Source organism: Micromonospora sp. NPDC000089 (assembly GCF_042899365.1).
Classification (GTDB): domain Bacteria; phylum Actinomycetota; class Actinomycetes; order Mycobacteriales; family Micromonosporaceae; genus Micromonospora.
On sequence record NZ_JBIAZT010000004.1, the window covers coordinates 72,685 to 95,069 of the forward strand.

Sequence of the window (22,385 nt, forward strand, 5' to 3'; positions counted from 1 at the left end):
CTCCGCCGGGTGCCTGCGGTCAGCGGCGCCCGGGCGTCCCCGGCGGCCCGGCCGGTCACCGGATCACCAGCGCGTCGAGGTAGCCGGCGAGGTTGCGGCGGATCTCCGCCACCGAGTCGCCGCCGAACTTCTCGGTGGCCGCCTCGGCCAGCACCAGCGCCACCATCGCCTCGGCCACTACCGCGGCGGCGGGCACCGCGCAGACGTCGGAGCGCTGGTTGATCGCGGTGGCCGGCTCGCCCGTGGTGACGTCCACGGTGGCCAGCGCCCGGTTCAGCGAGGAGATCGGCTTCATCGCGGCCCGTACCCGCAGCGGCTCGCCGGTGGTGATGCCGCCCTCCAGGCCGCCGGCCCGGTCGGTCACCCGGCGGACGCCGGTCGCGGTCGGCATGATCTCGTCGTGCGCCTCGGAGCCCCGGGAGCGGGCCTGCTGCCAGCCGTCGCCGATCTCCACGCCCTTGATCGCCTGGATGGACATCAGCGCGGTGGCCAGGCGGGCGTCGAGCTTGCGGTCCCACTGCACGTGGCTGCCCAGGCCCGGCGGCACCCCGTACGCCAGCACCTCGACCACGCCGCCGAGCGTGTCGGCGGCCTTCTTCGCGGCGTCGACCTCGGCGACCATCCGGGCGCTGGCCTCCGGGTCGAGGCAGCGCAGCGGATCGGCGTCGATCCGCTCGGCGTCCTCCGGGCGGGGGCGCAGGCCCGGCTTGGCGGCGACCGGGCCGAGCTCGACCACGTGCGAGACGATCTCGATGCCGAGCGCCTGCCGGACCAGCGCCTTGGCGACGGTGCCGACCGCGACCCGGGCGGCGGTCTCCCGCGCGCTGGCTCGCTCCAGGATCGGGCGGGCGTCGGTGTGGCCGTACTTCTGCATGCCGGCAAGGTCGGCGTGGCCGGGCCGCGGTCGGGTCAGCGGCGCGTTGCGGGCCTGACCGGCCAGCTCGTCGGCGTCGACCGGGTCGGCGGCCATCACGGTCTGCCACTTGGGCCACTCGGAGTTGCCCACCCGGATCGCGACCGGGCTGCCCAGCGTCACACCGTGCCGCAGCCCGCCGATCACCTCGACCTCGTCCCGCTCGAAGGCCATCCGGGCGCCCCGGCCGTAGCCGAGCCGGCGGCGGGCCAGCTCGTCGGCGATCTCGGTGGTGGTCACCTCGATCCCGGCGGGCACCCCCTCGAGCATCGCGACGAGAGCGGGTCCGTGGGATTCACCTGCAGTCAGCCAGCGCAACACCGCGTCAGTCTGTCACGCCCCAGGGTGGCCGCGACGTGCCGGCCGCCGCGTCCCGTCCTGCGGACGCCGACCGCGCCCGGCGCGGCCGTTCCCGCAGCCCCGTCGCCGGCCGCCGACCCGGTCAGGACCAGTCGAAGCGCATGCCCAGCCGCTTCGCCAGCGCCGCGTTGTGCGGGGCGAAATGGGCGGCGAGCTCCGCCCGGACCGACTCGTCCATCGAGCCGCTGCGCCGGTGGTTGTGCGCCTCGTACCGCGTCAGCCGCTGCGCCGGCAGGCCGAGGAACTCCAACACCCGGGCGTGGGTGGCGGCGGGTTCGGCGTAGAGCGTCTCGCTGGGCAGGATCAGCAGCTGCTCCGCCGGGAACAGCTCCAGCCAGGGCTGCAGGTGCTCCAGGTAGCGACCCCGGGCCCGGTAGGTGTACCAGTCGTACGCCTCGCTGACGTACGTCGGGTCGGCGATCAGCCGCTCCCGCTCCCCCGCCGTGCGCTCCGGCTCGGCGGCCAACGCCTCGGCGAAGCCCAGCGGCTCCTTCCCCTCGGTGCGCCGCTCCTTCCAGTGCGAGTACGCCCGCTCCACCGGATCGCGGAGCAGGAAGATCAGTCGTACGTCGGGCATCAGCTCGGCCACCCGCCCCGGCACCAGCGGGTGGAACATGTACAGCGGTGCCGCCTCGCCGACCCGGACCGGCCCGCCGTGCCGCCGTTCCAGGGCCCGACGCTGCCGCTCGGTGGGAAAGTGCGACCGGTACCAGGTCTCGCCCCGACCCCAGTTCTCCTCGAAGTAGTGCGAGGTCTTGGTGTTCCAGGCGGGGAAGAGCCGGGGCACCAGCGGGTGCTCCAGCAGGTACCGCCAGAGCGAGGTGGTGCCGCCGCGCTTGGTGCCGGTGATCAGGAAGTCCGGCAGCGGCCGGCGGTCGGCGGTGTGCTCCCCGTACCGGACCAGGCCGCCGCGGACCCCGGCGCTGACCTGGTGCGGCACCGCCGCCTTGAGCCGGTCCCGGATCGTCATGCTCGTCCTTTCGTCACGCCGGCCTGGGCCGGATCATCGCCACCGCGGAGCGGACCAGCCGGCGGACCCGACCGTCCAGCAGCAGCCCGACGGCGACCGCCGCCAGCACCGCCAGGGCCAGCGCCAGGCCGGCCACCCCGCGCCCGGCCAGCAGCGCGCTCGCCGCCGCCACCGCGCCGGCCACCCCGCCGGCGCCGGCCGCGGCCAGCAGCACCGACCGGGTGAGCAGCGGCTCACCCACCGCCGCCCGGGCGGCCACCGCGGCCAGCACGTTCTCCGCCACCACGCCGGCGGTCCACGCGTACGCGGCCCCGAGCGCACCGTGGCCGGGGATCAGCAGCACGCCCAGCCCGACGGTGAGCGCCAGCCCGGCCAGGGTGGCCTGGAGGTGGCGGCGGCTGTTGCCGCTCATCAGCAGCATGGTCTGCACGATGCCGACCCCGGAGTTGACCATCATCGCGCCGGCCAGCACGGCCAGCGGGCCGGCCCCGGCCGCGAACCCGTCGCCGAACAGGCTCAGGAAGCCCGGCGCGAACACCGCCAGCAGCAGGTACGCCGGCCAGCTCAGCACGACCACCGCGATGGTGACCCGCCGGTAGACCAGCGCCGCGTCGGCCGCCCGACCCTGCCCGAGCAGCCGGGACAGCTGCGGGGCGACCGCCACCCGCAGCCCCTGCATGACCAGCAGCCCGGCCAGCGCGTACCGGCCGGCGGCGGCGAACACGCCGGACTGGGCCGCCCCGGCCAGCGCGGAGGTCAGCAGCACCCCGACCCACATGCCGCTGGCGTCGATCGCGGCGGACACCGCCCGGGGCAGCGCGAAGCCCCAGAGGGTGCGCCAGTCCGCGCCGGTGGGCCGCAGCCGCGCGCCCGCGGTCAGCCCCAGCGGCCGGACCAGCAGGGCGGTGGCGGCCAGCACCGCCAGCGCCACCGGCAGCAGCCAGCCGGCGAAGCCGGTCAGCACGCCCGCACCGGTCGCCACCGCGGCGAGCAGCAGCGCGGGCCGGGCCAGCGGCACCAGGACGTACTGGATGCCGACCACGGCCGTCACCGGCCGGACCGCCCGGACGGCCGCGAGCAGCACGGTCATCGCGACCAGGGCCGGCAATGCCAGGAAGGCCAGCCGCAGCAGCGCGGGCCCGGCCGGGTCGTCGAGCAGCACCGGCGCCAGCCGGCCGGCGGTCGCCGCCCCGACCGCGGCGACCACCGCGCTGAGCAGCAGCGCGGGCAGCACCGCGACCGGCAGCAGCCGAGCGGCGTCCCCGTCGGCGCCGGCCCGCCGGCGGGGCAGCGCCCAGACCAGCGCGGTGTCCGCGCCGGCGCAGCAGACCGCGCCGAGGATGGACACCACGCCGATGGCGGTGAACAGCGCGCCGGAGCCGGCCGCGCCGAAGCCCCGCACGATCACCACGGTGAGGACGAAGCCCAGCAGACCGTTGACCGCCGCGCCGGCCAGCCCGACGGCGCCGTTGCGGGCGCTGCGGCGCACCTCGACCCCGCCCGACGACGGCAGCCGAGCCCCGCCGCCCGGGCCGGCCGGCGGATGTCCGTCGACGCCCGGCGGGGCGGTCTCGACGGCGGGTGGGGCGGCCTGGCGGGGGATCCTGGTGAGCGCCGTCGGCTCCGCGTCGGGTCGGCTCATCGGCGCTCCCCCTCGGCCTTCCGGGTGCCCGGCGGGGTCGGTGACGTGGTCTCGCCGGCGCGGGGGCGCGGGATCGCCGGCGGGCGGGCCGCCACGGCCGGGTCGGTCAGCGGCACCGACGCCGAGGCCACCGCCTTCGGCACGGCGGTGCCGGTGGCGGTCACCCGGGCCGTCGCGACCACCGGTTCGCGGGCCGGCCGGGCCGGCCCGCGAAGGCGGCCGAGGCGGACTCCGGACGCCGGCGTCACCGCCCGGTTGACCGGGCCGCTGACCGCCGCCAGGCCGGCCCCGACGGCGAAGAAGATCACCGACATGTTCGGGTCGATGTAGGAGTACACCGGGATCACCACCACCGCGATCACCGGAATGGTGCTGAGCCAGTGGCCCGCCGGGGAGACCGCGACGGCCAACCGCCGGGTGACCAGGACGATCCACAGCAGAAACGTCAGCAGCGCGGGGATGCCGTGACTGTAGAGCACCTGCCACACCATGCCCTGGGTGCCCAACGGCTCCTCGGCCAGCGTGGTGTCGACGTTGTTCGGCGCGCCGTACCCGAGCAGCGGCGACCGCTGGACCGCCTGCCAGGTACGCAGGTACAGGTCGAGCCGGTCGACGTTGGTGTCGGTGCTGCTCACCCGGTCGGTGATCAGATCCTGCACCGGCACCACCAGGCTGACCACCCAGACCAGCAGGACCAGGCCGACGATCGAGGCGATCAGCCTGGCGTTGCCGCGGACCAGCGCCCGCAGCCCGAGGTAGAGCAGCCCGGCGCCGAGGCCGAGGAACATGCCCCGGTTGAGCGTCAGGAACGCCGGCACCACGGACAGCGGCAGCGACACCATCAGCAGCACCCGGAACCGCCCGGTACGCACCGACGCCAGGTACGCCAGCACCACCGGCACCAGCAGCGCGTACGCCGTACCCCAGTTGTTCGTGTACGGGAACGGCGCGGCGGTGCGGTAGATCGGGTTGCGGGACACCGGGTTGAACTCGTTGGCCCGCACGTGGGTGAGCGCCTGGATGAACCGCTCCCCGGAGATGCCGCCGGGCAGCAGCAGCTCCACCGGGGTGGTCAGCGCGAAACGGGGCATCAGCACGCCCAGCCAGCCGAGCGCCACCAGCCCCAGCCAGAACCAGCCCAGCGGGCGCAGCACCCGGTCCCACGGGACGCCGTCGCGGACCAGGTTGTAGACGTAGACGCCGACCACCAGCGCCGTCACCAGGTAACCGAGGCGCAGCCCGGAGGTGAGGTACGCGGTGCCCCGGTCCAGTCGGGTGGCGCTCAGCAGCACCAGGGCGAGGAAGACCAGCCAGCAGGCGGCGCCGGCGGGCAGCGCGACCCGTCCCCGGGCGACCAGCAGCGCGAGCAGCAGCACCCCGAACACCGACCAGCCGAGGTAGAACGCGCCGAGCGCCCACCAGATCGGCACCAGGCCGAACATGGCCAGCAGCGGCCAGGTCGGCAGGGGCGGGGGCCCGGGCGGCGCCGGGCGGGCACCGGGCCGGTGGTCAGACACCCCGGCCCCGGCGCTGGGCGAGCCGCAGCACCCGTTCCCCGGACAGCATTCCGAGCACCACCGGCACGGTGACCAGCACCCGCTTCTCCCGCGGGTTGAGCCGGACCACCCGGCCGAGCTCCCGGACGGCCTCCCGGCGGCGCCGCCCGGAGGCCAGCGCGAAGGCGATCTGGCCGTGCAGCCGGGCCAGGCCGGTGCGGCTGCCCGCCAGCTCGGGGTGCTTGTCGAGCAGGTAACGGGTGGCGTCGACGATCATCGCCCAGCGGCCGAAGAAGAAGGAGCCGCCGTGCCAGTCCACCACCACCAGCACCTCGGGGACGAGCGCCACCGGGCCGTGCGCGGCGACCCGCAGCAGCCACTCGTAGTCCTCGCCGTAGCCGCCGGGCAGCTCCTCGTCCACCGGGCCGATCGCGGCCCAGCTGGTACGCCGGACCAGGATCGTGCTGGAGTGCACCTCCATCACCCGGTCTTCGACGAAGTCGGCCAGGGTGACCTCGGGCCGGTCCAGCCGCCGCTCCTTGGCGATGCCGGGCCCCTCCAGCCGGATGCCACAGCTGGCCGCGGCGGCGTCCGGTCGTCGGGCCAGCAGCTCGACCTGGCGGCGCAGCTTGGCCGGCAGCCAGACGTCGTCGTCGTCGCAGAACGCGATGAACTCGCCGGTGGCCACCTCGGCGCCGGTGTTGCGGCCACCGGGCAGCCCCCGCCGGTGGGTGTTGGGCACGTAGCGCAGGGTCCGCCCGGCGGGCACGTCGAGCTCCAGCGGCCGCAGCTCGGTGTGGTCGTACACCACCACGCAGTCGACCGGGCCGGGGTAGTCCTGGTCGAGCACCGCGCGGACCGCCCGCTCCAGCAGGCCGGGCCGGTCCCGGGTGGCCACGACGACGGTCACCGGCGGGTACCCCGTGGTCAGGCCCCCGGGCCGGTCAGTCACGGCCGGCCCCCGTCACCACCAGGCCGAACGGCTCCACCCCGACCGCGCGCAACCGCTCGGCGAGGCGCCCGAGCTGGTCGGTGCGGGTGCGGTCGCGGCCGGCCACCAGCACCGCCCGGCCGTCCCGGGCGGCCCGTACGCCCCGCTCGTCGTGCAGCGCGGACGGCGCGTCGAGCACGGTGAGGCCGTCGCCGGCCGGCGCGTTCAGCTCGACCAGGCGGACCGTGCCGGTCCCGATCCGGACCTGCTCGCCGCCCTCGGCGGGGGCGCCGGTCGCGGACTGGACCGGCCGGACGGGGATCACCTCGGTCTTGTCGGACGTGGTCGTGGTGGTGGACCGGTAGACGCCGCCGTTCTTGGCGTCCGGGGTGGGGAACGGCCGCGGCTTGCGGACCGCCGGCATCACCACGGTGTCCTCGGGCCTGGACGGGGTGGGCTCCGCGCCCGTCGGCGTCGGCGCCGGTCGGGGTCGGGGCGTCCGGGAGCGGGCCGGCTCGACCGCCGGGTGGCGGCGCGCGGCGTCCTGCAGCAGCGGGCGGATCCGCTCCCGGGCCTCGGGCGTGACGCCGAGCCGGACCGTGTGCCCGTCCTGGGCGAGCACCGTGGCGACGCCCGCGGCGACCTGCTCGCGCCCCTCGTCCGCGACGGTGGACAGCAGCACCAGTGGCTTCGGCCGGCTGCCGTCCGCCCAGCTGCCCAGCGCCAGCACCAGATAGCGCAGGTCGGGCTCGTCCAGCATGCCGTGCCGGTCCCGGCCGACCGTGCCGAGCACCGGCACGCCGGCGATCGCACCGGCCTCGGCGGAGGTCCGCACCCGGCGGTCCAGCGACTCGCGGACGAAGGCCACCAGCGCACCCAGCAGCAGCCCCCCGAGCAGCCCGGCGGCCAGGATCAGCGGGGCGGCGTCCCGGCTGGAGGGCACCGGGGAGCGGGCCGCGCTGGTGACCGAGCCGGGGCTCAGGTCGGCCGAGGCAATCTTGGAGCGTTGCTCGGCGAGGGTGGCGAGCTGATCGTTGAGCGCCCGCAGCTGATCGAGCAGGGCGCTCGTGCGTGGGGACGGGTCGGCCGTGTTCTGGTTGGCCGGCAACGACCGCTGGGTCGTGGTGCGCTGGGCGGTGACCAGGGCGATGGTGTCGTCGTAGGACTTGAGCACCGCGGCCCGCTGGGTCTCGTAGATGCCCCGGCGCAGCTCCAGGTAGCCACGGGCGGCGCCGTTCGCGCCGTCGACCGCCTCCCGCTCGTGGTGCGCGGTGTAGCTGAACCGCAGCACCTGGCCGCCGACCGGGGTCTCCACCTCGAGACTGTCGGCCACGTCCTCGGTGTCCCGGCCGGTGATCGCCGAGACCCGGTCGATGACGTCGTTGCTGGCCGCGATGCCGGTCTCCGCGGTCATGTTGACCGCCCGGTCGGCCCCGCCGGACGGCACCGAGAACGGGTCGGTGACCACCGGCCGCACCACCACGGAGGTGGTCGCCGTGTACGACGCCGGCAGCACGAACACGTAGCCGAGCACAGCAAGCAGCACCAGCCCGGCGACGGCGAGCACGGTGCGCCACCGCCGCAGCGGGATGCGCGCCAGCTCGACCAGGCCGACCGGGCGTTGCCGGGCGGGAGCGACGTCGGTCAGGTCCATCAGTCAGGTCCTCGGGTGCTGCTGGTAGGCCGGTGCCCCCGGCGCGCGGGCGGCGCCGGGGGCGGGTGTCGTCTCATTGTCGCCGACCGTTCACCTGTGGTCGACAGCCGTCCGGGCCGCCCCGCCGGGTGCGGGGCGGCCCGACCGGTCAGCGGTTCGTCGACGGGACGCCGACGCGGTTGCGGCTGGTCGCCGAGCCGCTCACGAAGAACAGCGTCGGGCTGGACCAGTTCACGCCGGAGCCGGCCGCCGCGAGCTGCACCGAGGCGGCGCCGTCGACCGCCGTCGCGTCGAACGGTACGGCGCGCAGCGAGCCGTCCGTGTTGCCGTACAGGATCTTGCCGTTGACCCAGGCCATGCCGCGCACCGAACCCCAGGCGACGCCCTGGCTGGGCAGGGTGAACTCGGTGCAGCCGACGATGTAGCCGTCCGGCTCCAGGTAGCGGTAGAACAGCTGGTTGGCGCCCGCCCTGGTGTAGTACATCCGGCCGTCGAGGTAGAACGCCCCGGTCATCGCGGCGGCGTCGAACCAGTTGTTGTAGCCGCTGCTGATCCACGGCGAGCCGACCGCGCCGGCGGAGAAGATCGACACGTCCAGGTAGCTGCCGCTGGGCGCGCTCGCGTCGGTCTTCGACCAGTAGAGCTTGTTGCCGACCGAGAAGGCGGCGCCGGCCCCGGTGAGGCTCGGCTGGCTGGTGGCGACCGGGGTGCCGAGCGTGGTGCCGTTGAACGGCACCATGGTCGCCTTGCCGGACCCGGTGGAGACGTACAGGTTCCCGGAGGCGGTGGCGGGCGCGTTGACGGCCGGGGCGGTCCGCCCGCCGGCCAGCGGGAACAGGCCCATCCGGCCGTGGTACTCGTTGCCCAGGCCGTCGGAGTCGAAGCCGGCGAGCAGTCCGTTGCTGCCGCGCCACAGCTCCCACATGATCGGTCCCCAGGTGGTGGTGCCGGTGGGCGCGCCGGAGCGGGTCGGGTTCCAGTTCAGCGGCAAGCCGTTGATCGGGTCGAGCGCGCCCAGACCGAACCGGTTGATCGCGCCGGCCCCGGCGCTGTCGTTGCCGTTGGCGTTGTTCAGCCAGCGGAAGTGGCCGCCGACGTAGACCACGTTGTCCGCCACCTCGACCGAGGTCACCGAGTCGGTGCCGGTGTAGTTGACCCAGGTGGCGTCCTGGGCGCTGCCGCGGGCCGAGGTCTCGAACCGGGCGATCGCGTCGCAGTACGCCCCGTCGCCCCGCCCGCCGTCGGCGATGATCACGAAGTAGCTGCCGTCGTCGGAGAAGTCGACGTCCCGGGCGTAGAACGGGAAGCCGGAGTAGCAGGGCGCCACGTACCGCTGGGTGCTCCAGTTGGCCACCGCGGGGGTGCCGCTCAGGTCGACCACCACCACCTGGTTGCGCTCCTGCCCGTTCACCGTGGTGAAGTTGCCGACCGCCACCAGGGTCTTCGCGTCCGGTGAGACGGCCAGGCCCCAGACCAGCTCGCTGCTGCTGCGGGCGACGCTCGCGTCGATCTTGAAGCCCTGGTCGATCGCGCCGGTGCTGGCGTCGAGCCGGGCCAGCAGCGAGTGCGCGGTGTCGTTGACGTAGTGGAAGGCGCCGGCGATGTAGAGCTTCCCGCCCGCGACGACCGTCCGCCGCACCAGGCCGCCGTCGCCGCGGCCGACGAAGGAGGCCACCGTGGCGCCGGTGGTCGGTTCGAGCGCGACCAGGTTCTTGCGGGCCGCCCCGTTCACCGTGCCGAAGGCGCCGCCGACGATGAGCTTGCCCTGCGGGCTGACCGCGAGGGCGTGCACCGGGCCGTCGAGCGCCGGGGTGAAGCCGGGCTTCAGCGCGCCGGTGTTCCGGTCGTACGCGAACAGGTAGCGGCGCGCGGTCCAGCCGCTGTCGGCGGCGGCCTTGATCGAGGTGAAGGCGCCACCCACGTAGACCGTGTCGCCGATCTCGGCGAACGCCTTGGTGTCACCGTTCTGCGCGTGCGGGATGTTGTCCGCCGGGTTGGGCGACGTCAACGTGCTGGCGACCGGCGGGAGTCCCTCCGCGCGGGCCGGCGCGGCGAGCAACCCCACGGCGAGGACCGGCGCGACGAGCGCGGCGAGCCACCGCCCCAACACCGGGCGGAACGACGATCTGGACAGCACTGGCGCCCCCAATGACGAAGTGAGATCATGCGTAGCTTGCTGGCGCAGCACGTGCCGCGCCATCGACCGACCGGCCCGGGCCACCCGGCCGGGCATCACGCCGCCCACCGGAACGGAGTGACCGTACCGGTCGAGGCGACCGTCCACGATGCCGCCTCCGCCAGGTCCTCGACCGTGACCGCGTCGGCCTCCCGGGCGAGGACCAGGCCCCGCCGGTCCAGTTCCCGGGCCATCTCGACCTGGTGGTCGTCGACGTGTTCGCCGTGCCCCGTCCGACGGGGCACGTAGACCGCCCGCTTGCCGGCCCGCAGCGCGGCCAGCGCGGACCCGACCCCGGCGTGCGTCACCACGACGTCGGCGTCCCGCATGGCCTGCTGCATCCGCGCGTACGGCACCTGGCGGTGGGCGTCCGGCGGCATCCGATCGACCCGGGTGGCGCCCACCTGCCAGAGGACCTCCGCCTCGGGCGGCAGCACGTCGACCAGCCGGGTCAGCAGCCGGGCGAAGCCGAACCGCTCGTGGGTGCCGAGCGCGACCACGACCCGGGTCACCGGCCGGTCGCGGGCCGACCGGGTGGCCCGGTAACCGTCGAAGATGGAGCCGCCGTACCGCCAGCGACCGTCGGCCCAGCCCGGGTACTGGGTGTAGAGCCGGGTGCGGGGCACCCGGGCGACCAGCCGGCCGGTCAGCGACGGCCCCTCGGTCCGGGTGGCGCTCTCGATGTAGTGGCAGTCCAGCCCGCGTCGGGCGGCGGGCAGGAAGAACGACATGGCGACGCTCGCGCCGGTGCTGATCACCCGGCGGAACCGGCCGCCGCGCAGCACCCGACGGGCGGCGGCGAGGTCCCGCAGCGCGCCGACCGCGTCCCGGCTGGTCGCCGGCGGCACGTGGATGACCTCCTGGCCGGTCAGCAGGGAGCGGCTCTGCGGCGAGTCGAAGGTGACCCAGACGCAGTCGTCCTGCACGCCGAGCCGCGGCGCCAGGTCGTGCAGCTCGGCGAGGTGCCCGCCGGTGGAGGCGACGAGAAGGGTGGTCACGTCGTTGCCCGTCTTCCGTGTCGAGGGGTGTGGTGCGGCGCCGGGCGGGCGCTGGTGAGGGGTGCGCCGCCCGGGGCCGGGGGCTCACCCGCCGGTCATGACGTCCTCCCGGGCCGGCACGGGTCGCCGCCGGGGCGGGCGGAGCCGGCCGTCGACGGTCAGCAGCGTCACGGTCAGCACGCCGAGCAGCAGGGTGCCGAAGATCCACCCGCCGAGCACGTCGGTGAGCCAGTGCTTCTCGGCGTAGATCCGGGTGTATCCCTCGACGGCGGCGAGCACCGCCACCGCCGTGGCCAGGGCGATCCGGCCGCGGCGCGGGATCCGCCAGGTCATCGCGGCGAGCACCGCGACGGTGCCGAGGGTGAGCAGCACCCGGGCGCAGCCGCCGGACGGGTAGGTGCCGAGGTCGGTGGGCGGGTGCCCGCGGTCGACGACCCGGGCGAGGATCTGCTGGGTGTACTGCTCCACCACGAACTGCAGCGGCATCGCCACCAGCGGGATCCACCACCGCCGGCGCCGCCAGGCCACCGCGAGGGCGAGGGCGGCGACCACGGTCACCCACTTCAGCGGGTACCGGTCTCCCATGGCGGTGACGAACGAGGTCAGCTCGGCCCAGCCGGTGACCCGCCGGGCGTGCACGTAGTCGAAGACCGGGTGGTCGACGTGCGGCTCCAGCCGGGACAGCGCCTCGCCGAGCGGCCAGCAGACCGCCACCACCGCCGCCGCACCGGCGAGCAGCACGACGAGCGCGGCGCCGGGCCGGCCGAGCGCGCCGGTCAGCGCCTCGACGGTGGCGCGCAGCCGCTCGGCGGCGCGACCGGAGCGGACGGCCGGCGCGCGGCGGGCCGCCGCCGGGACGGCCACCACCGGCACCAGCACGGCGAGCAACGCGAGCGTGTAGATCAGGGTCACCGGCGGGCACCGCCGTCGTGGCGCACCCGCGCGCCCGCGGCCCGTCCGGTGACGAACGCCGTTGCCATCGGTCTCCCTGCCGTCCCGGCCGACGGCCGGGCCTGTCCCCACACCCCGCGGCCCGCCGGCATCCCCACGCCACCCGGACCGGATCGACTCCGGCCGTCCCCTGGCCGCGTGTCGAGTGGTGCCACCGTAGTGGACGCAGCGGCGGCAACGGTAGCGCCGGCGGGGATTCCGCGGCTTTTCCTCACATTTGCGCGTCGGCAGGCCGACAGTGGCCGGTCAGCGACCGGGCTGCGCCAGCCGGTCGTCCAACACTTGCAGCAGCGCCGGATGCAGCTTCTCGCTCCAGCCACCGCCGCCCGCGGCCAGCTCCGCGGTCCGCAGCCACAGCTCGACCAGGTAGGCGTCCGCCACCAGCCGGCGGCGGACCGGATCGAGGCCGACGGCGGCGCCGTGCCGGTCCAGCACCCCGACCATCGCCGCGGTGGCCTCGGCGGCGGGCCGGCCGTGCAGCGACAGCGCGCACTGGAAGCCCTGGTGGGCGAGGTCGAACCCGACCGGGCGGTCCGTTCCGCTGTTCTCCCAGTCCCAGGCGACCAGCCGGCCGCGGTGGGCGCCGAGGTTCCACGGCACCCAGTCGCCGTGCCAGTCGCCGAACTCCATCGTGGTCGCGCCGTCCCGGGCCAGCAGGGCGGCCAGGGCGGCGTCGACCGCCCCGCCGGCCCGCGCCGAGCGGGCGGTCAGGTCGGCGAGGAACGGCGAGCCGGCCAGCGGTCGCGCCGCCCGTGGCGGGCCGCCCCGCCGGGCCACCGCCAGCATCGCGGCCACCTCGGGCCGCTCCGGTCGGCGCGGCCGGCGCACCCGGGCCGGCATCGGCTCGACCAGGGTCACCGCCAGGTCACCCCAGCTCAGCTCGCGCAGCAGCCGCGGCACGTCGGGGAAGGCGCCGGCGTCGCGGGGCAGCGCCCGCAGCGCGGCGGCCTCCGCGCGGACCATCGCCCGGGTCGCGTCGTTCCAACCGATCTTCGCGTACGCCACAGCGGCGCCCCGGTCGTCGAACAGCTGCAGGGTCGGCTTGTGGTGCGGGTCGGGCGGCCGGACGCCGATCGCCGCGTGCAGCGGCCGGCCCTCAACCCGGCTCAGGTGCTCGGCCAGCAGCAGCTCGGCCGGGTCCGCGCCGGCCGGCACGGCGACGGTCAGCACCGGCATCCCGGCCAGCCGGGTGGCGCCCAGCGCGGCCAGCACGCCGACGGCCAGCCGGTCGGCCCGCACCCGGGGCGGCCGCAGCGCGTTGTACGCCAGCGTCGACGCCGCCCCGACCCGGCGGGACGCCAGCGGCAGCAGGAACCGCGCCCGCTGCACCGACGGCACCACGGCGTACCGGGCGACGACGTGGTGACCGGGCTCGGCCGGCGCTCCCCCGACCTCCAGCCGGAGCCGGGGGTCGCCGAGGACCGCCCGGGTCACCCAGCCCAGCCCGTCGCACCGTTCCCGTGGATCCGCCGCCCGCGTCATCCCCGCCCCCTCCGCCCCGGGGCCGGCCCACCGGCCGGCACCGTGTCGGCGGACACGTTAGGCGGCGCCCACCACGTCACGCATCCCGGGTCAGCGCTGCCAGACGCGTACGTAGTCGACGCGGAAGTCGGCGGGGAACCGGGTGGCCGCGTCCGGGTCGCCGAGCCAGCCGCCGACCTGGAAGTTCAGCCGCAGGTTGAACGGCTTGGCGAAGGCCTGGTCGAACCAGGGCGTGCTGGCGCGGTCGCGCTGCCAGACCTGGCGGCCGTCGACGTACCAGCGGAGCACGCCCGGCTCCCACTCGACGGTGTACGTGTGGAAGCCGTCACCGGGGTAGCCGCCGTTCGGCAGGTACCAGCGCTGGTCCTGCTTGACCGGGGTGTAGTCGTAGAAGATCGACTGGGTGGCCGCCCGGTACCAGTCGGCGCCGCCGGGCAGCTCGACCACGTCGATCTCGCCCTTGCCGCCGTCGTCGGGGCGCAGCCAGAACGCCGGCCAGAGCCCACGGGAGTCGGTCGGCCCGTTGGGCGACTGCGCGCGGATCTCGAAGCGGCCGTACCGGAACGACGCCTTGCCGATGGTGTCCAGGTAGCTCTGGGTGTACTCGCGGGTCCGCGAGCCGCACGCGGTGCTCCGCCGCTCGGCGCGCAGGGTCAGGAAGCCGCCGGAAGTGAACGTGTTGGCCGGGTCGTCCACGTTGCAGCCGCGGTCGATGTCGCGGGCCTCGCCGTTGCGCAGGTTCCACCGGGACCGGTCCACGACCGGCCCGTCGAACTCGTCCGCCCAGGCCAGCCGCCAGCCCGGCAGCTGGGCGTCGGGGTGCGCGGTGGACGCCGGCGCGGGGGCGGTCGTGGGCGCCGTGCTGGTCGGCGGCGGCGTGGGCGCCGTACTGGTCGGCGCCGCGGTGGTGGGGGCGGCGGTGGGGCGGGACGACGGCGTCCGGCCGGGCGTCGGCGCGGGCGGCCGGAGCGTCGGCGGGATCGCGGTGACCGGCGGGCGGGCCGGCGCCCGGCCGTCCCGCCCGTACGTCAGCACCAGCTGGGGCCGGATGGCGGCCTTGGCGTTCTCCCGGGAGGCCCAGTAGATCCGGGTGTTCAAGCTCTCCTGGGCCAGCGCGAGGGTGACCCGCCCGTTGCCGGTGACCGCGGCGCTGACGTCCCAGGAGTTGTAGCCGGGAGTGACCCGGTCGACCGCGGCGAGCGCCGGGCCGAGGGTCGGCCGCTGGTCCCAGGAGCCCGGGCCGGCGGCGGTGCCCTGGGCGGCGTACGCCCGGATCCGGCTGCTGAACGGCTGCCAGGCGTACACCCGCAGGGTGGCGCGCACGTCGGTGGCGTCGGCCGGCAGCCCGGTCACCGCGAACTCCAGCAGCGCGTCGCGCTGGCCATTGCGGTTGCCGTCGCAGAGCCGGGGGCAGCTGGCCAGCGTGGTCTTCACCCCGTTGTCGCCGTCCTGCGGCACCTGGGTGGCGGTGGTGTCCGCGCTCGCGGTCAGCACCAGCGGCGGCACCTCCCCCGCCAGCAGGGGCATAATCGTGGCGACCAGCCCGGCGACCACGCCGGCGCCGAGCACGCCGAGGACGACGGCCTTGCGGCGGCCGCGGGCGGCCGGTGCGACGCGGTGTATACCGTTCCCGCTCAAGGAACACTCCCTGTGTCGGTGGCGCTTACCGGCAGCAGCGTAGCGACGGGCCCGCCAGCCGCCCGGGAGCCACCCGCGCGCCACCAGGACTTAACCAAAGCATAAGAGAGCCCGCCGCTGGTCAGCGGCGGGCCGCCGCCAGCGCCGCCCGCATCGCGTCCACCGGGGCCGGCACGCCGGTGAATCGCTCGAACTGGCCGACGGCCTGGGCCAGCAGCAGGTCCAGGCCGGAGACCACCGGCCGACCGGCGGCCAGCGCGGCGGCGGCCAGCGGGGTGGGCCACGGGTCGTAGAGGGCGTCGAAGAGCACCGTCGACGGTCCCCAGTGGACCGTTCCGACGAGCGGGTCGGCGACCCCCTTCGGCACGGTGGAGACCAGCACGTCCGCGGCGCCGCCCCCGGCGGCCCGGTCCCAGCCGGCGCCGGTCATCGCGACGCCGAGCGCGTCGGCGACCGGCCGCAGCGCCTCGACCGCCGCCGGGCGGCGGGCCACCACGGTCACCGGGCCGGTCCCGAGCCGGGCGCAGGCGGCGAGCGCGGCGCGGGCGGTGCCGCCGGCGCCGAGCACGGTCACCGTGGCGCCCGGCGTCACTCCCGCCGCGGTGAGCACGTCACCCATGCCGTCCACGTCGGTGTTGTCCGCGTACCAGGAGCCGTCCGGGCGGCGTACCAGCGTGTTGGCGGCGCCGACCGCGGCGGCGACCGGCGCGACCTCGTCGGCCACCGCGAGCGCCGCCTCCTTGCCAGGCATGGTCACCGACAGGCCGGCCCACTCCGGGCCCAGGCCGGCGACCAGGCCCGGCAGCTCCGCCGCCCCGCACTCCACCCGGGTGTACGACCACCCGGTCAGCCCGGCGGCGGCGTACCCGGCGTTGTGGATCACCGGCGAGAGCGAGTGCGCGATCGGCCGCCCGAGCACGGCGGCCCGATGCACCGTCACGCCCCTCCCCCGTCGCCCGGCACGCCTAGATGATCCCGGCCTGCTTGGCCTTGGCCTCGTTGCGCTTCTGCTCGGCGTACGTCTCCGCGAAGGCGGAATGGCCCTGCTTGTCGATCGCCACGAAGTAGAACCAGTTGCCGGCGGGCGGCTGCATCGCGCCCTGCATCGCCTGCTTGCCGGGGTTGTTGATCGGGGTCGGGGGCAGCCCCTTGAGCTTCCGGCTGTACGGGTTCTTCTCGTCGGTCAGCTCGTCCTGGGTCATCTGGGCGGACGTCTTGGTCTTCTGCCCGGTCAGCTCCAGGTAGTAGTTGACCGTGACGTCCATCTCCAGGCAGTTGCAGGGGAACTCCTTGTAGACCCGGTTGTAGGCCACCCGGGCGACCTTGCCCAGGTCGTCCTTGTTGCCCGCCTCGGCCTGCGCGAGGGAGCCCACGATCAGCGCCTCGTACGGGCTGACCCCGCCCAGGTTCGACTCCACCGTCTCGACGAACTTGCTCTGGGTGGTGACGTCCAGGAAGTTGGCGACCATGTCCTTGAGGATCACCTCGGCGGTCGCGTTCGGCGGGATCTCGTAAGTGTCCGGGTAGAGGAAACCCTCGATCGACTTGGTGACCGGCTTGCCGTCCTTGCGGGTGAACCACCAGTCGGGCACACCCAGCGCCTCGGGGTCCTTCGCCGCCGCCTCGAACTCCTTGACCGGGATCTTGGTCTTGTCCGAGAGGATCTTGTAGACGTTCTTGGCGGTGCGCCCCTCGGGGATGGTCACCTCGTTGGTGACCTTGTTCTTCCGGTCCAGCATCATGCCCAGCGCCAGCTTGGCGCTCATCTGCTTGCGCAGCTTGTAGAGGCCCGGCTGGATGTTCTTGGACAGCGCGTTGTCCTCCGCCGCATCGACGAAGGCCTTGGTGCTCTTCACCACGTCCGCCGCGACCAGCGCGTCACCCATGTCGGCGATCAGCGCGCCCTGCTTCACCTCGACCAGCGCCTGGCCGGTGCCGGCGCCCTCGTAGTCCGGGGTGACGAAGTGGTTGCGGATCCGGTCGAACCCGACGTAGGCGCCGCCGCCGATCCCGCCCAGCAGGACCAGGGCCATCAGCAGGGCGAAGACCGTCTTGCCCCGACCGCCGCCGGACTTCCCGCCGTTGCGTCGCTCGACGTAGCCGCGCCGGTGCCGGCCCTTCTCGCTCCGGTCCGGCTCGTCGAACCCGAGGTCCAGATCGTCGATCATTCCGTCCGCCTCCGCTGCGCGTCCAGCCAGCTCTGCAGGATCTCGACCGCGGCGGCCTGGTCGACCACCGCGCGTTGGCGCTTCCCCCGGACGCCACGCTCCGCCAGCCTACGAGACGCGACGACCGTCGACATCCTCTCGTCGGTGAGCGTCACCGGGACCGGCGCTATCACATCACGCAAACGGCTCACATACGCCGTAACGTGTTGGGCCGCCGGGCCGTGTCGGCCGGCGAGGTTGACCGGAAGGCCGACCACCACCTCGACCGCCTCGTGCTCCCTGACCAGGTGCGCGAGCTCGGTGAGGTCGGTCGGCACGGCGTCCGGGCCGGTGGTCAGGTCGCGGGCCAGGGTCACCAGCGGGGTGGCCAGCACGCCGTGCGGGTCCGAGCGGGCCACGCCCACGCGCACCTGGCCGACGTCCACGCCCAACCGGACCCCATGGGACGACCCGCTCACCAAGCGTCACCCTTCCCGACGACACACGACAGGGCGGACCAGCCGGTCCGCCCTGTCGTAACACCGTAACCGATCACGCGTCGGCGATCGCCTTCTCGACCGTCAGCAGCAGCTTCGGCGCCTCCGCCGCCGGCAGGCCACCGCCCTGCGCCACGTCCGGGCTGCCGCCGCCGCGGCCGGAGAAGGCCGCCTTCACCAGGTCGTTCGCCGCCAGGCCGCGGCCCCGGGCCGCCGCGTTGACGGCCACCACCAGGGACGCCTTGCCGTTCGACCGGGCCGCCACGGCGACCACCGCCGGCCGAGCCGGGTCGATCTTGCCGCGGATCTCCTGGGCCAGGGTCCGCACGTCGTTGCCGGCCGCGCCCTCCGGCGCCTCGGTCCCGACGTACGCCACCCCGCGGACGTCCTTGGCCTGCCCGGCCAGCGCAGCCGCCCCGCCCAGCACCAGCTGGGCGCGGAGCTTCTCCAGCTCCTTCTCGGCGTCGCGCAGCTGGGTGACGGTCTGCTCCACCCGGTCGGCGACCTGCTCGCCCGGCACCCGGAACAGCTCCGCCAGCCGGGAGACCAGCAGGTGCTCCCGGGCCAGGAAGCCGAAGGCGTCCATCCCGACCAGGGCCTCGATCCGGCGTACGCCGGAACCCACCGAGGCCTCGGAGAGGATCTTCACCAGGCCCAGCTGGGCCGAGCGGGCCACGTGCGTGCCGCCGCACAGCTCGCGGGCGTAGTCGCCGACCTCGACGACCCGGACCCGCTCGCCGTACTTCTCGCCGAACAGCGCCATCGCGCCGATCCGGCGGGCCTCCTCCTGGGTGGTGACGAAGGCGTGCACCTCCAGGTCGGCCAGCAGCACCTCGTTGACCTGCTGCTCCACGTCGTGCAGCACGCTCGGCGCCACCCCGCTGGGGGTGTTGAAGTCGAACCGCAGCCGACCCGGCGCGTTCAGCGAACCGGCCTGGGTGGCCGACTCACCGAGGAAGTTGCGCATGGTCTGGTGCACCAGGTGGGTCGCGGTGTGCGAGCGGGAGATGGCCCGCCGCCGGGTCACGTCGATCTCGGCGTACCCGGTCTCGCCGGCGCGCACCTCGCCGCGCAGCACCCTGGCCCGGTGCACGATCAGGCCCGGCACCGGCTGCTGCACGTCGAAGACCTCGACCTGCCCGCCGCCCACGGTGATCACACCCTGGTCGGGCTGCTGGCCACCGCCCTCGGCGTAGAACGGGGTGGTGTCCAGCACCAGCTCGATCGTGTCGCCCTCGGCCGCCGCGCCGATCGGCGCGCCGCCGGACAGCAGCGCGCGGACCCGCGACTCCCGGTTCAGCTCGGTGTAGCCGGTGAACTCCACCGCGCCGCCGTCGTCCAGCACCGACCGGTACGCCGACACGTCGGTGTGCCCGGTCTTGCGGGCCTGCGCGTCGGCCTTGGCCCGGTTGCGCTGGTCGGCCATCAGCCGGCGGAAGCCCTCGGCGTCCACCTGCAGGCCCTGCTCGCCGGCGATCTCCAGGGTCAGGTCGATCGGAAAGCCGTACGTGTCGTGCAGCTGGAACGCCTTGTCGCCGGAGAGCGCCGGCTTGCCGGCCGACTTCGTCTCGGCGATCGCGGTGTCCAGGATGGTGGTGCCGGCGCGCAGGGTGGAGAGGAAGGCCTCCTCCTCGGCGTACGCGTACTGGGAGATCCGGTCGAACTCCTGCGCCAGCTCCGGGTACGACGGGGACATGCAGTCCCGGGCCACCGGCAGCAGCTCGGGCAGGGCCCGCTCCTGCCAGCCCAGCAGCCGGACCGCCCGGATGGCGCGGCGCATGATCCGGCGCAGCACGTAGCCACGGCCCTCGTTGCTCGGGGTGACCCCGTCGCCGATCAGCATCAGCGCGGTGCGCACGTGGTCGGCGACCACCCGCAGCCGCACGTCGTCCGGGTGGGACTCGCTGGCCACGTGGCCGGAGTGCGCGCCGTAACGCTTGCCGGTCAGCTCGGCCGCCCGGTCCAGGATCGGCCGCACCTCGTCGATCTCGTACAGGTTGTCGACGCCCTGCAGGATGGAGGCCATCCGCTCCAGGCCCATGCCGGTGTCGATGTTCTTGGCCGGCAGCTCCCCGAGGATCGGGAAGTCCTCCTTGCCGGCGCCGGGACCCCGCTCGTACTGCATGAAGACGAGGTTCCAGAACTCCATGTAGCGGTCCTCGTCGACCTCCGGGCCGCCCTCGCGCCCGTACTCCGGGCCGCGGTCGTAGAACAGCTCGGAGCACGGCCCGCACGGGCCGGGGATGCCCATCGACCAGTAGTTGTCCTTCTTGCCGCGGCGCACGATGCGCTCCGCGGGCACCCCGACCGACCGCCAGATCTGGTACGCGTCGTCGTCGTCGAGGTAGACCGTCGGCCAGATCCGCTCCGGGTCGAGGCCGTAGCCGCCCTCGGTGACCGGCTTGGTGACCAGGTCCCAGGCCAGCGGGATTGCCCCGTCCTTGAAGTAGTCACCGAAGGAGAAGTTGCCGTTCATCTGGAAGAACGTGCCGTGCCGGCTGGTCTTGCCGACCTCGTCGATGTCCGGCGTGCGGAGGCACTTCTGCACGCTGACCGCCCGCCGGTACGCCGGGTTCTGCTGGCCCAGGAAGTACGGGACGAACTGCACCATGCCGGCGTTGACGAACAGCAGGTTCGGGTCGCTGATGGCGGGCAGCGGAGCGGACGGCACCACGGTGTGCCCGTTCGCCTCGAAGTGGGCGAGGTACCGCCGCTTGATCTCCGCCGTCTTCATCGCTGGTGCTCCTCCGGAAAGATCTCTCGGTCGCCGATGCGCGGGTCTTCCCGCAGCTCGGCGAACTGGTCGTCGAACGCCTCGCCGCGGGCGAACGCGTCGTGGATCTCCTGCTCGCGCTCGGCCATCCCGAGCCGGACGTCCTCCACGAAGCTACGCAGCTCCTCCAGCAGACCGCCAGCGGATTGCGACAGCCCACCGGCGATGCCGGCCGGGGTGTACGCGTGCGCGGTGCGGGTCACCTTGCGGACCACGAGCACACCCACGGCCACCCCGATGCCGAGCCAGAACAGTCGCCTCATGCCTCGATCCCTCCTGCTCGCCCCGGCGCGGTCAGCGGTTGCCGCGACGCGCGGCGCGACGCTGGGACTTGATGGTGTCGCGCACCTCGCGCTCGGTCTCCGCGTTGCGGCGGGCCGACGCGGCCCGGCGCAGGCCGTAACCGAAGGCGGTCACCTTGACCAGCGGGTTGGCGGCGGCGGCGGAGACCACGGTCGCCAGGTTGGCGACGTTCGCGGTGACGTTCTGCGCGTGCGTGGTCATGGTGTCGACCTTGGCGAGCTGCAGGTTGACCCCGTCGAGCGAGGTCTGCACCTGCTCCAGCGCGGTGTTGACGTTCTTCACCGTGGTGTTGACGTCGCCCAGCAGCGGGCCGGTGCGGTCGTTCAGCTCGGTGATCATGCGGGTCGTGGCGTCCACGGTGTGTCGCAGCCGCAGGATCGGCACCGCCAGCACGAGCACCAGCATCAGGAACGCGCCGGCCGCGATCAGCGCAGCGATCTGTCCACCATCCACGCATGTCCTCCTCAAACAGGTCCGGGACCCGGCGCCCCGAACGCGCGACCGTTCCTACCCCGCCGCCGCCCGGCCACCCGCAGGTGGCCCGACCCGGTCAGCGGGGCGTGCCAGCCCCAGACCCTACCGTCCGTGATGGAAACCGGCTCACGACGGTGAGCGGGTCAGCTCCCCGAGCGGGTCATCGGTGAACGTCGGGTACGGATCCTCACCGGTCAGCGACGGATCGGTGCTCGGCTGGGGCCGGGTCCGCTCGTCGTCGATCGCGTTACGCACCTTCACCGACACCAACGAGCCGGCGCAGTCGCCCGCAGCGGGCTTGGCCACCGGGGACGGCGGCACGGCCGGCTCGCCGTTGACCGGCGGCGGCACGCAGGTCGGCTGGCGGACCCAGAGATCCAGGGTCAGCTCGTCCCGTCGCCAGCAGGTGTAGCTGCCCTTCTGCTTCTCCTCGGGGCAGCGGGCGACCTGCCACGGCTGCCATCCGTCGGCGGCCAGCGCCTGCTGGTAAACCCGCGCGGTCTCCTCGGGCGCCCGCTCGGATTCCACGGTGCGCTCCCGCAGCCGGCAGTCCTGCAGGCACCACCGGCTGCCGCTGACGTTGTCCACCGTCTTGGTGGCCGCCCAGCCGGGCACCGCCAGCCCGTCCAGGGTGTCGAAGACCGGGTCGTGGCTGAGCGTCCGGACCCCGAAGTAGAGCGGCACCGCGCCGAGCACCACCAGGGTGACCAGCACCAGGACGCCGAGCCGCAGCCGGCGCCGCTCGCGCATCTGTCGGCGCAGCTCGGAGCGGGCGCCGCGCAGTCCGCCCGCGCCCACGGCCTCGCCGGAGTCACCGCCGTCGTCGGTGGGTGGGCCACCCGCCGGCCGGACCACGGCCGCCGCGCGTACCACCGGGGCGTCGTCGCCCGCCCCGGGCGCGCCACCGGCCGGCCCGGGGCGGGTGATCCGACCGGAGTTCTCGTCCTCGCCGGGCCGGGGGCGCGTGAGCCGGCCCGAGT

The 22,385-nt window shown here is 74.6% G+C and carries 18 protein-coding genes; all 18 read right to left on the minus strand.

Going from position 1 to position 22,385, the window contains the following annotated elements; all coding sequences use genetic code 11:
* Positions 1-55 precede the first annotated feature (55 nt).
* The 18 genes from aroC to ACFY3U_RS09975 all read right to left on the minus strand — a co-directional run bounded on the left by aroC (position 56) and on the right by ACFY3U_RS09975 (position 22,155).
* Positions 56-1,234 (minus strand): chorismate synthase, encoded by a 1,179-nt coding sequence (gene aroC / locus ACFY3U_RS09890; protein WP_387197898.1) that lies wholly within the window; start codon positions 1,232-1,234, stop codon positions 56-58.
* Between the two features lie 121 nt (positions 1,235-1,355).
* Positions 1,356-2,243 carry a sulfotransferase domain-containing protein gene (locus ACFY3U_RS09895; RefSeq protein ID WP_387197901.1) on the minus strand — a complete coding sequence of 296 codons (888 nt, stop codon included), beginning with the start codon at positions 2,241-2,243 and terminating at the stop codon, positions 1,356-1,358.
* A gap of 13 nt (positions 2,244-2,256) precedes the next feature.
* Positions 2,257-3,885: a lipopolysaccharide biosynthesis protein gene (locus tag ACFY3U_RS09900; RefSeq protein ID WP_387197903.1), complete on the minus strand. Its 1,629-nt coding sequence runs from the start codon at positions 3,883-3,885 to the stop codon at positions 2,257-2,259.
* On the minus strand, positions 3,882-5,402 hold the full coding sequence (locus ACFY3U_RS09905) for an O-antigen ligase family protein (protein WP_387197906.1): 1,521 nt from the start codon (positions 5,400-5,402) through the stop codon (positions 3,882-3,884). Before ACFY3U_RS09905 ends, ACFY3U_RS09900 begins: the two co-directional genes overlap by 4 nt.
* The gene (locus ACFY3U_RS09910) at positions 5,395-6,291 is read right to left on the minus strand and encodes a glycosyltransferase family 2 protein (protein ID WP_387197909.1); all 897 of its coding nucleotides are present in this window, start codon (positions 6,289-6,291) and stop codon (positions 5,395-5,397) included. Before ACFY3U_RS09910 ends, ACFY3U_RS09905 begins: the two co-directional genes overlap by 8 nt.
* A 34-nt stretch (positions 6,292-6,325) precedes the next feature.
* Positions 6,326-7,966 (minus strand): Wzz/FepE/Etk N-terminal domain-containing protein, encoded by a 1,641-nt coding sequence (locus tag ACFY3U_RS09915; RefSeq protein ID WP_387197912.1) that lies wholly within the window; start codon positions 7,964-7,966, stop codon positions 6,326-6,328.
* A 148-nt stretch (positions 7,967-8,114) separates the two neighbouring features.
* Positions 8,115-10,166 carry a hypothetical protein gene (locus ACFY3U_RS09920; protein WP_387198829.1) on the minus strand — a complete coding sequence of 684 codons (2,052 nt, stop codon included), beginning with the start codon at positions 10,164-10,166 and terminating at the stop codon, positions 8,115-8,117.
* A gap of 32 nt (positions 10,167-10,198) precedes the next feature.
* Positions 10,199-11,140, minus strand: a complete 942-nt coding sequence (locus ACFY3U_RS09925) for a glycosyltransferase (RefSeq protein ID WP_387197915.1) — start codon at positions 11,138-11,140, stop codon at positions 10,199-10,201.
* 84 nt (positions 11,141-11,224) lie between these two features.
* Positions 11,225-12,052, minus strand: coding sequence for a phosphatase PAP2 family protein (locus tag ACFY3U_RS09930; protein ID WP_387197918.1), 828 nt, complete (start codon positions 12,050-12,052; stop codon positions 11,225-11,227).
* A gap of 285 nt (positions 12,053-12,337) precedes the next feature.
* Positions 12,338-13,573: a hypothetical protein gene (locus tag ACFY3U_RS09935; RefSeq protein ID WP_387197921.1), complete on the minus strand. Its 1,236-nt coding sequence runs from the start codon at positions 13,571-13,573 to the stop codon at positions 12,338-12,340.
* A gap of 90 nt (positions 13,574-13,663) precedes the next feature.
* Positions 13,664-15,211, minus strand: a complete 1,548-nt coding sequence (locus ACFY3U_RS09940; RefSeq protein ID WP_387197924.1) for a family 16 glycosylhydrolase — start codon at positions 15,209-15,211, stop codon at positions 13,664-13,666.
* Between the two features lie 121 nt (positions 15,212-15,332).
* Positions 15,333-16,151, minus strand: coding sequence for a shikimate dehydrogenase (locus ACFY3U_RS09945; protein WP_387197927.1), 819 nt, complete (start codon positions 16,149-16,151; stop codon positions 15,333-15,335).
* A 25-nt stretch (positions 16,152-16,176) separates the two neighbouring features.
* Positions 16,177-17,379 carry an endolytic transglycosylase MltG gene (mltG, locus tag ACFY3U_RS09950; protein WP_387197930.1) on the minus strand — a complete coding sequence of 401 codons (1,203 nt, stop codon included), beginning with the start codon at positions 17,377-17,379 and terminating at the stop codon, positions 16,177-16,179.
* Positions 17,376-17,837 carry a Holliday junction resolvase RuvX gene (gene ruvX / locus ACFY3U_RS09955; protein ID WP_387197933.1) on the minus strand — a complete coding sequence of 154 codons (462 nt, stop codon included), beginning with the start codon at positions 17,835-17,837 and terminating at the stop codon, positions 17,376-17,378. The genes mltG and ruvX overlap by 4 nt, the downstream gene beginning before the upstream one ends.
* 73 nt (positions 17,838-17,910) lie before the next feature.
* Positions 17,911-20,589 (minus strand): alanine--tRNA ligase, encoded by a 2,679-nt coding sequence (gene alaS / locus ACFY3U_RS09960; RefSeq protein WP_387197936.1) that lies wholly within the window; start codon positions 20,587-20,589, stop codon positions 17,911-17,913.
* A complete protein-coding gene (locus tag ACFY3U_RS09965; protein WP_387197939.1) occupies positions 20,586-20,891 on the minus strand; it encodes a hypothetical protein in 306 nt (101 codons plus the stop codon). Before ACFY3U_RS09965 ends, alaS begins: the two co-directional genes overlap by 4 nt.
* Positions 20,892-20,922: 31 nt before the next feature.
* On the minus strand, positions 20,923-21,384 hold the full coding sequence (locus ACFY3U_RS09970; RefSeq protein ID WP_387197942.1) for a DUF948 domain-containing protein: 462 nt from the start codon (positions 21,382-21,384) through the stop codon (positions 20,923-20,925).
* A gap of 147 nt (positions 21,385-21,531) precedes the next feature.
* Positions 21,532-22,155, minus strand: a complete 624-nt coding sequence (locus tag ACFY3U_RS09975; RefSeq protein WP_387198832.1) for a hypothetical protein — start codon at positions 22,153-22,155, stop codon at positions 21,532-21,534.
* Positions 22,156-22,385 lie beyond the last annotated feature (230 nt).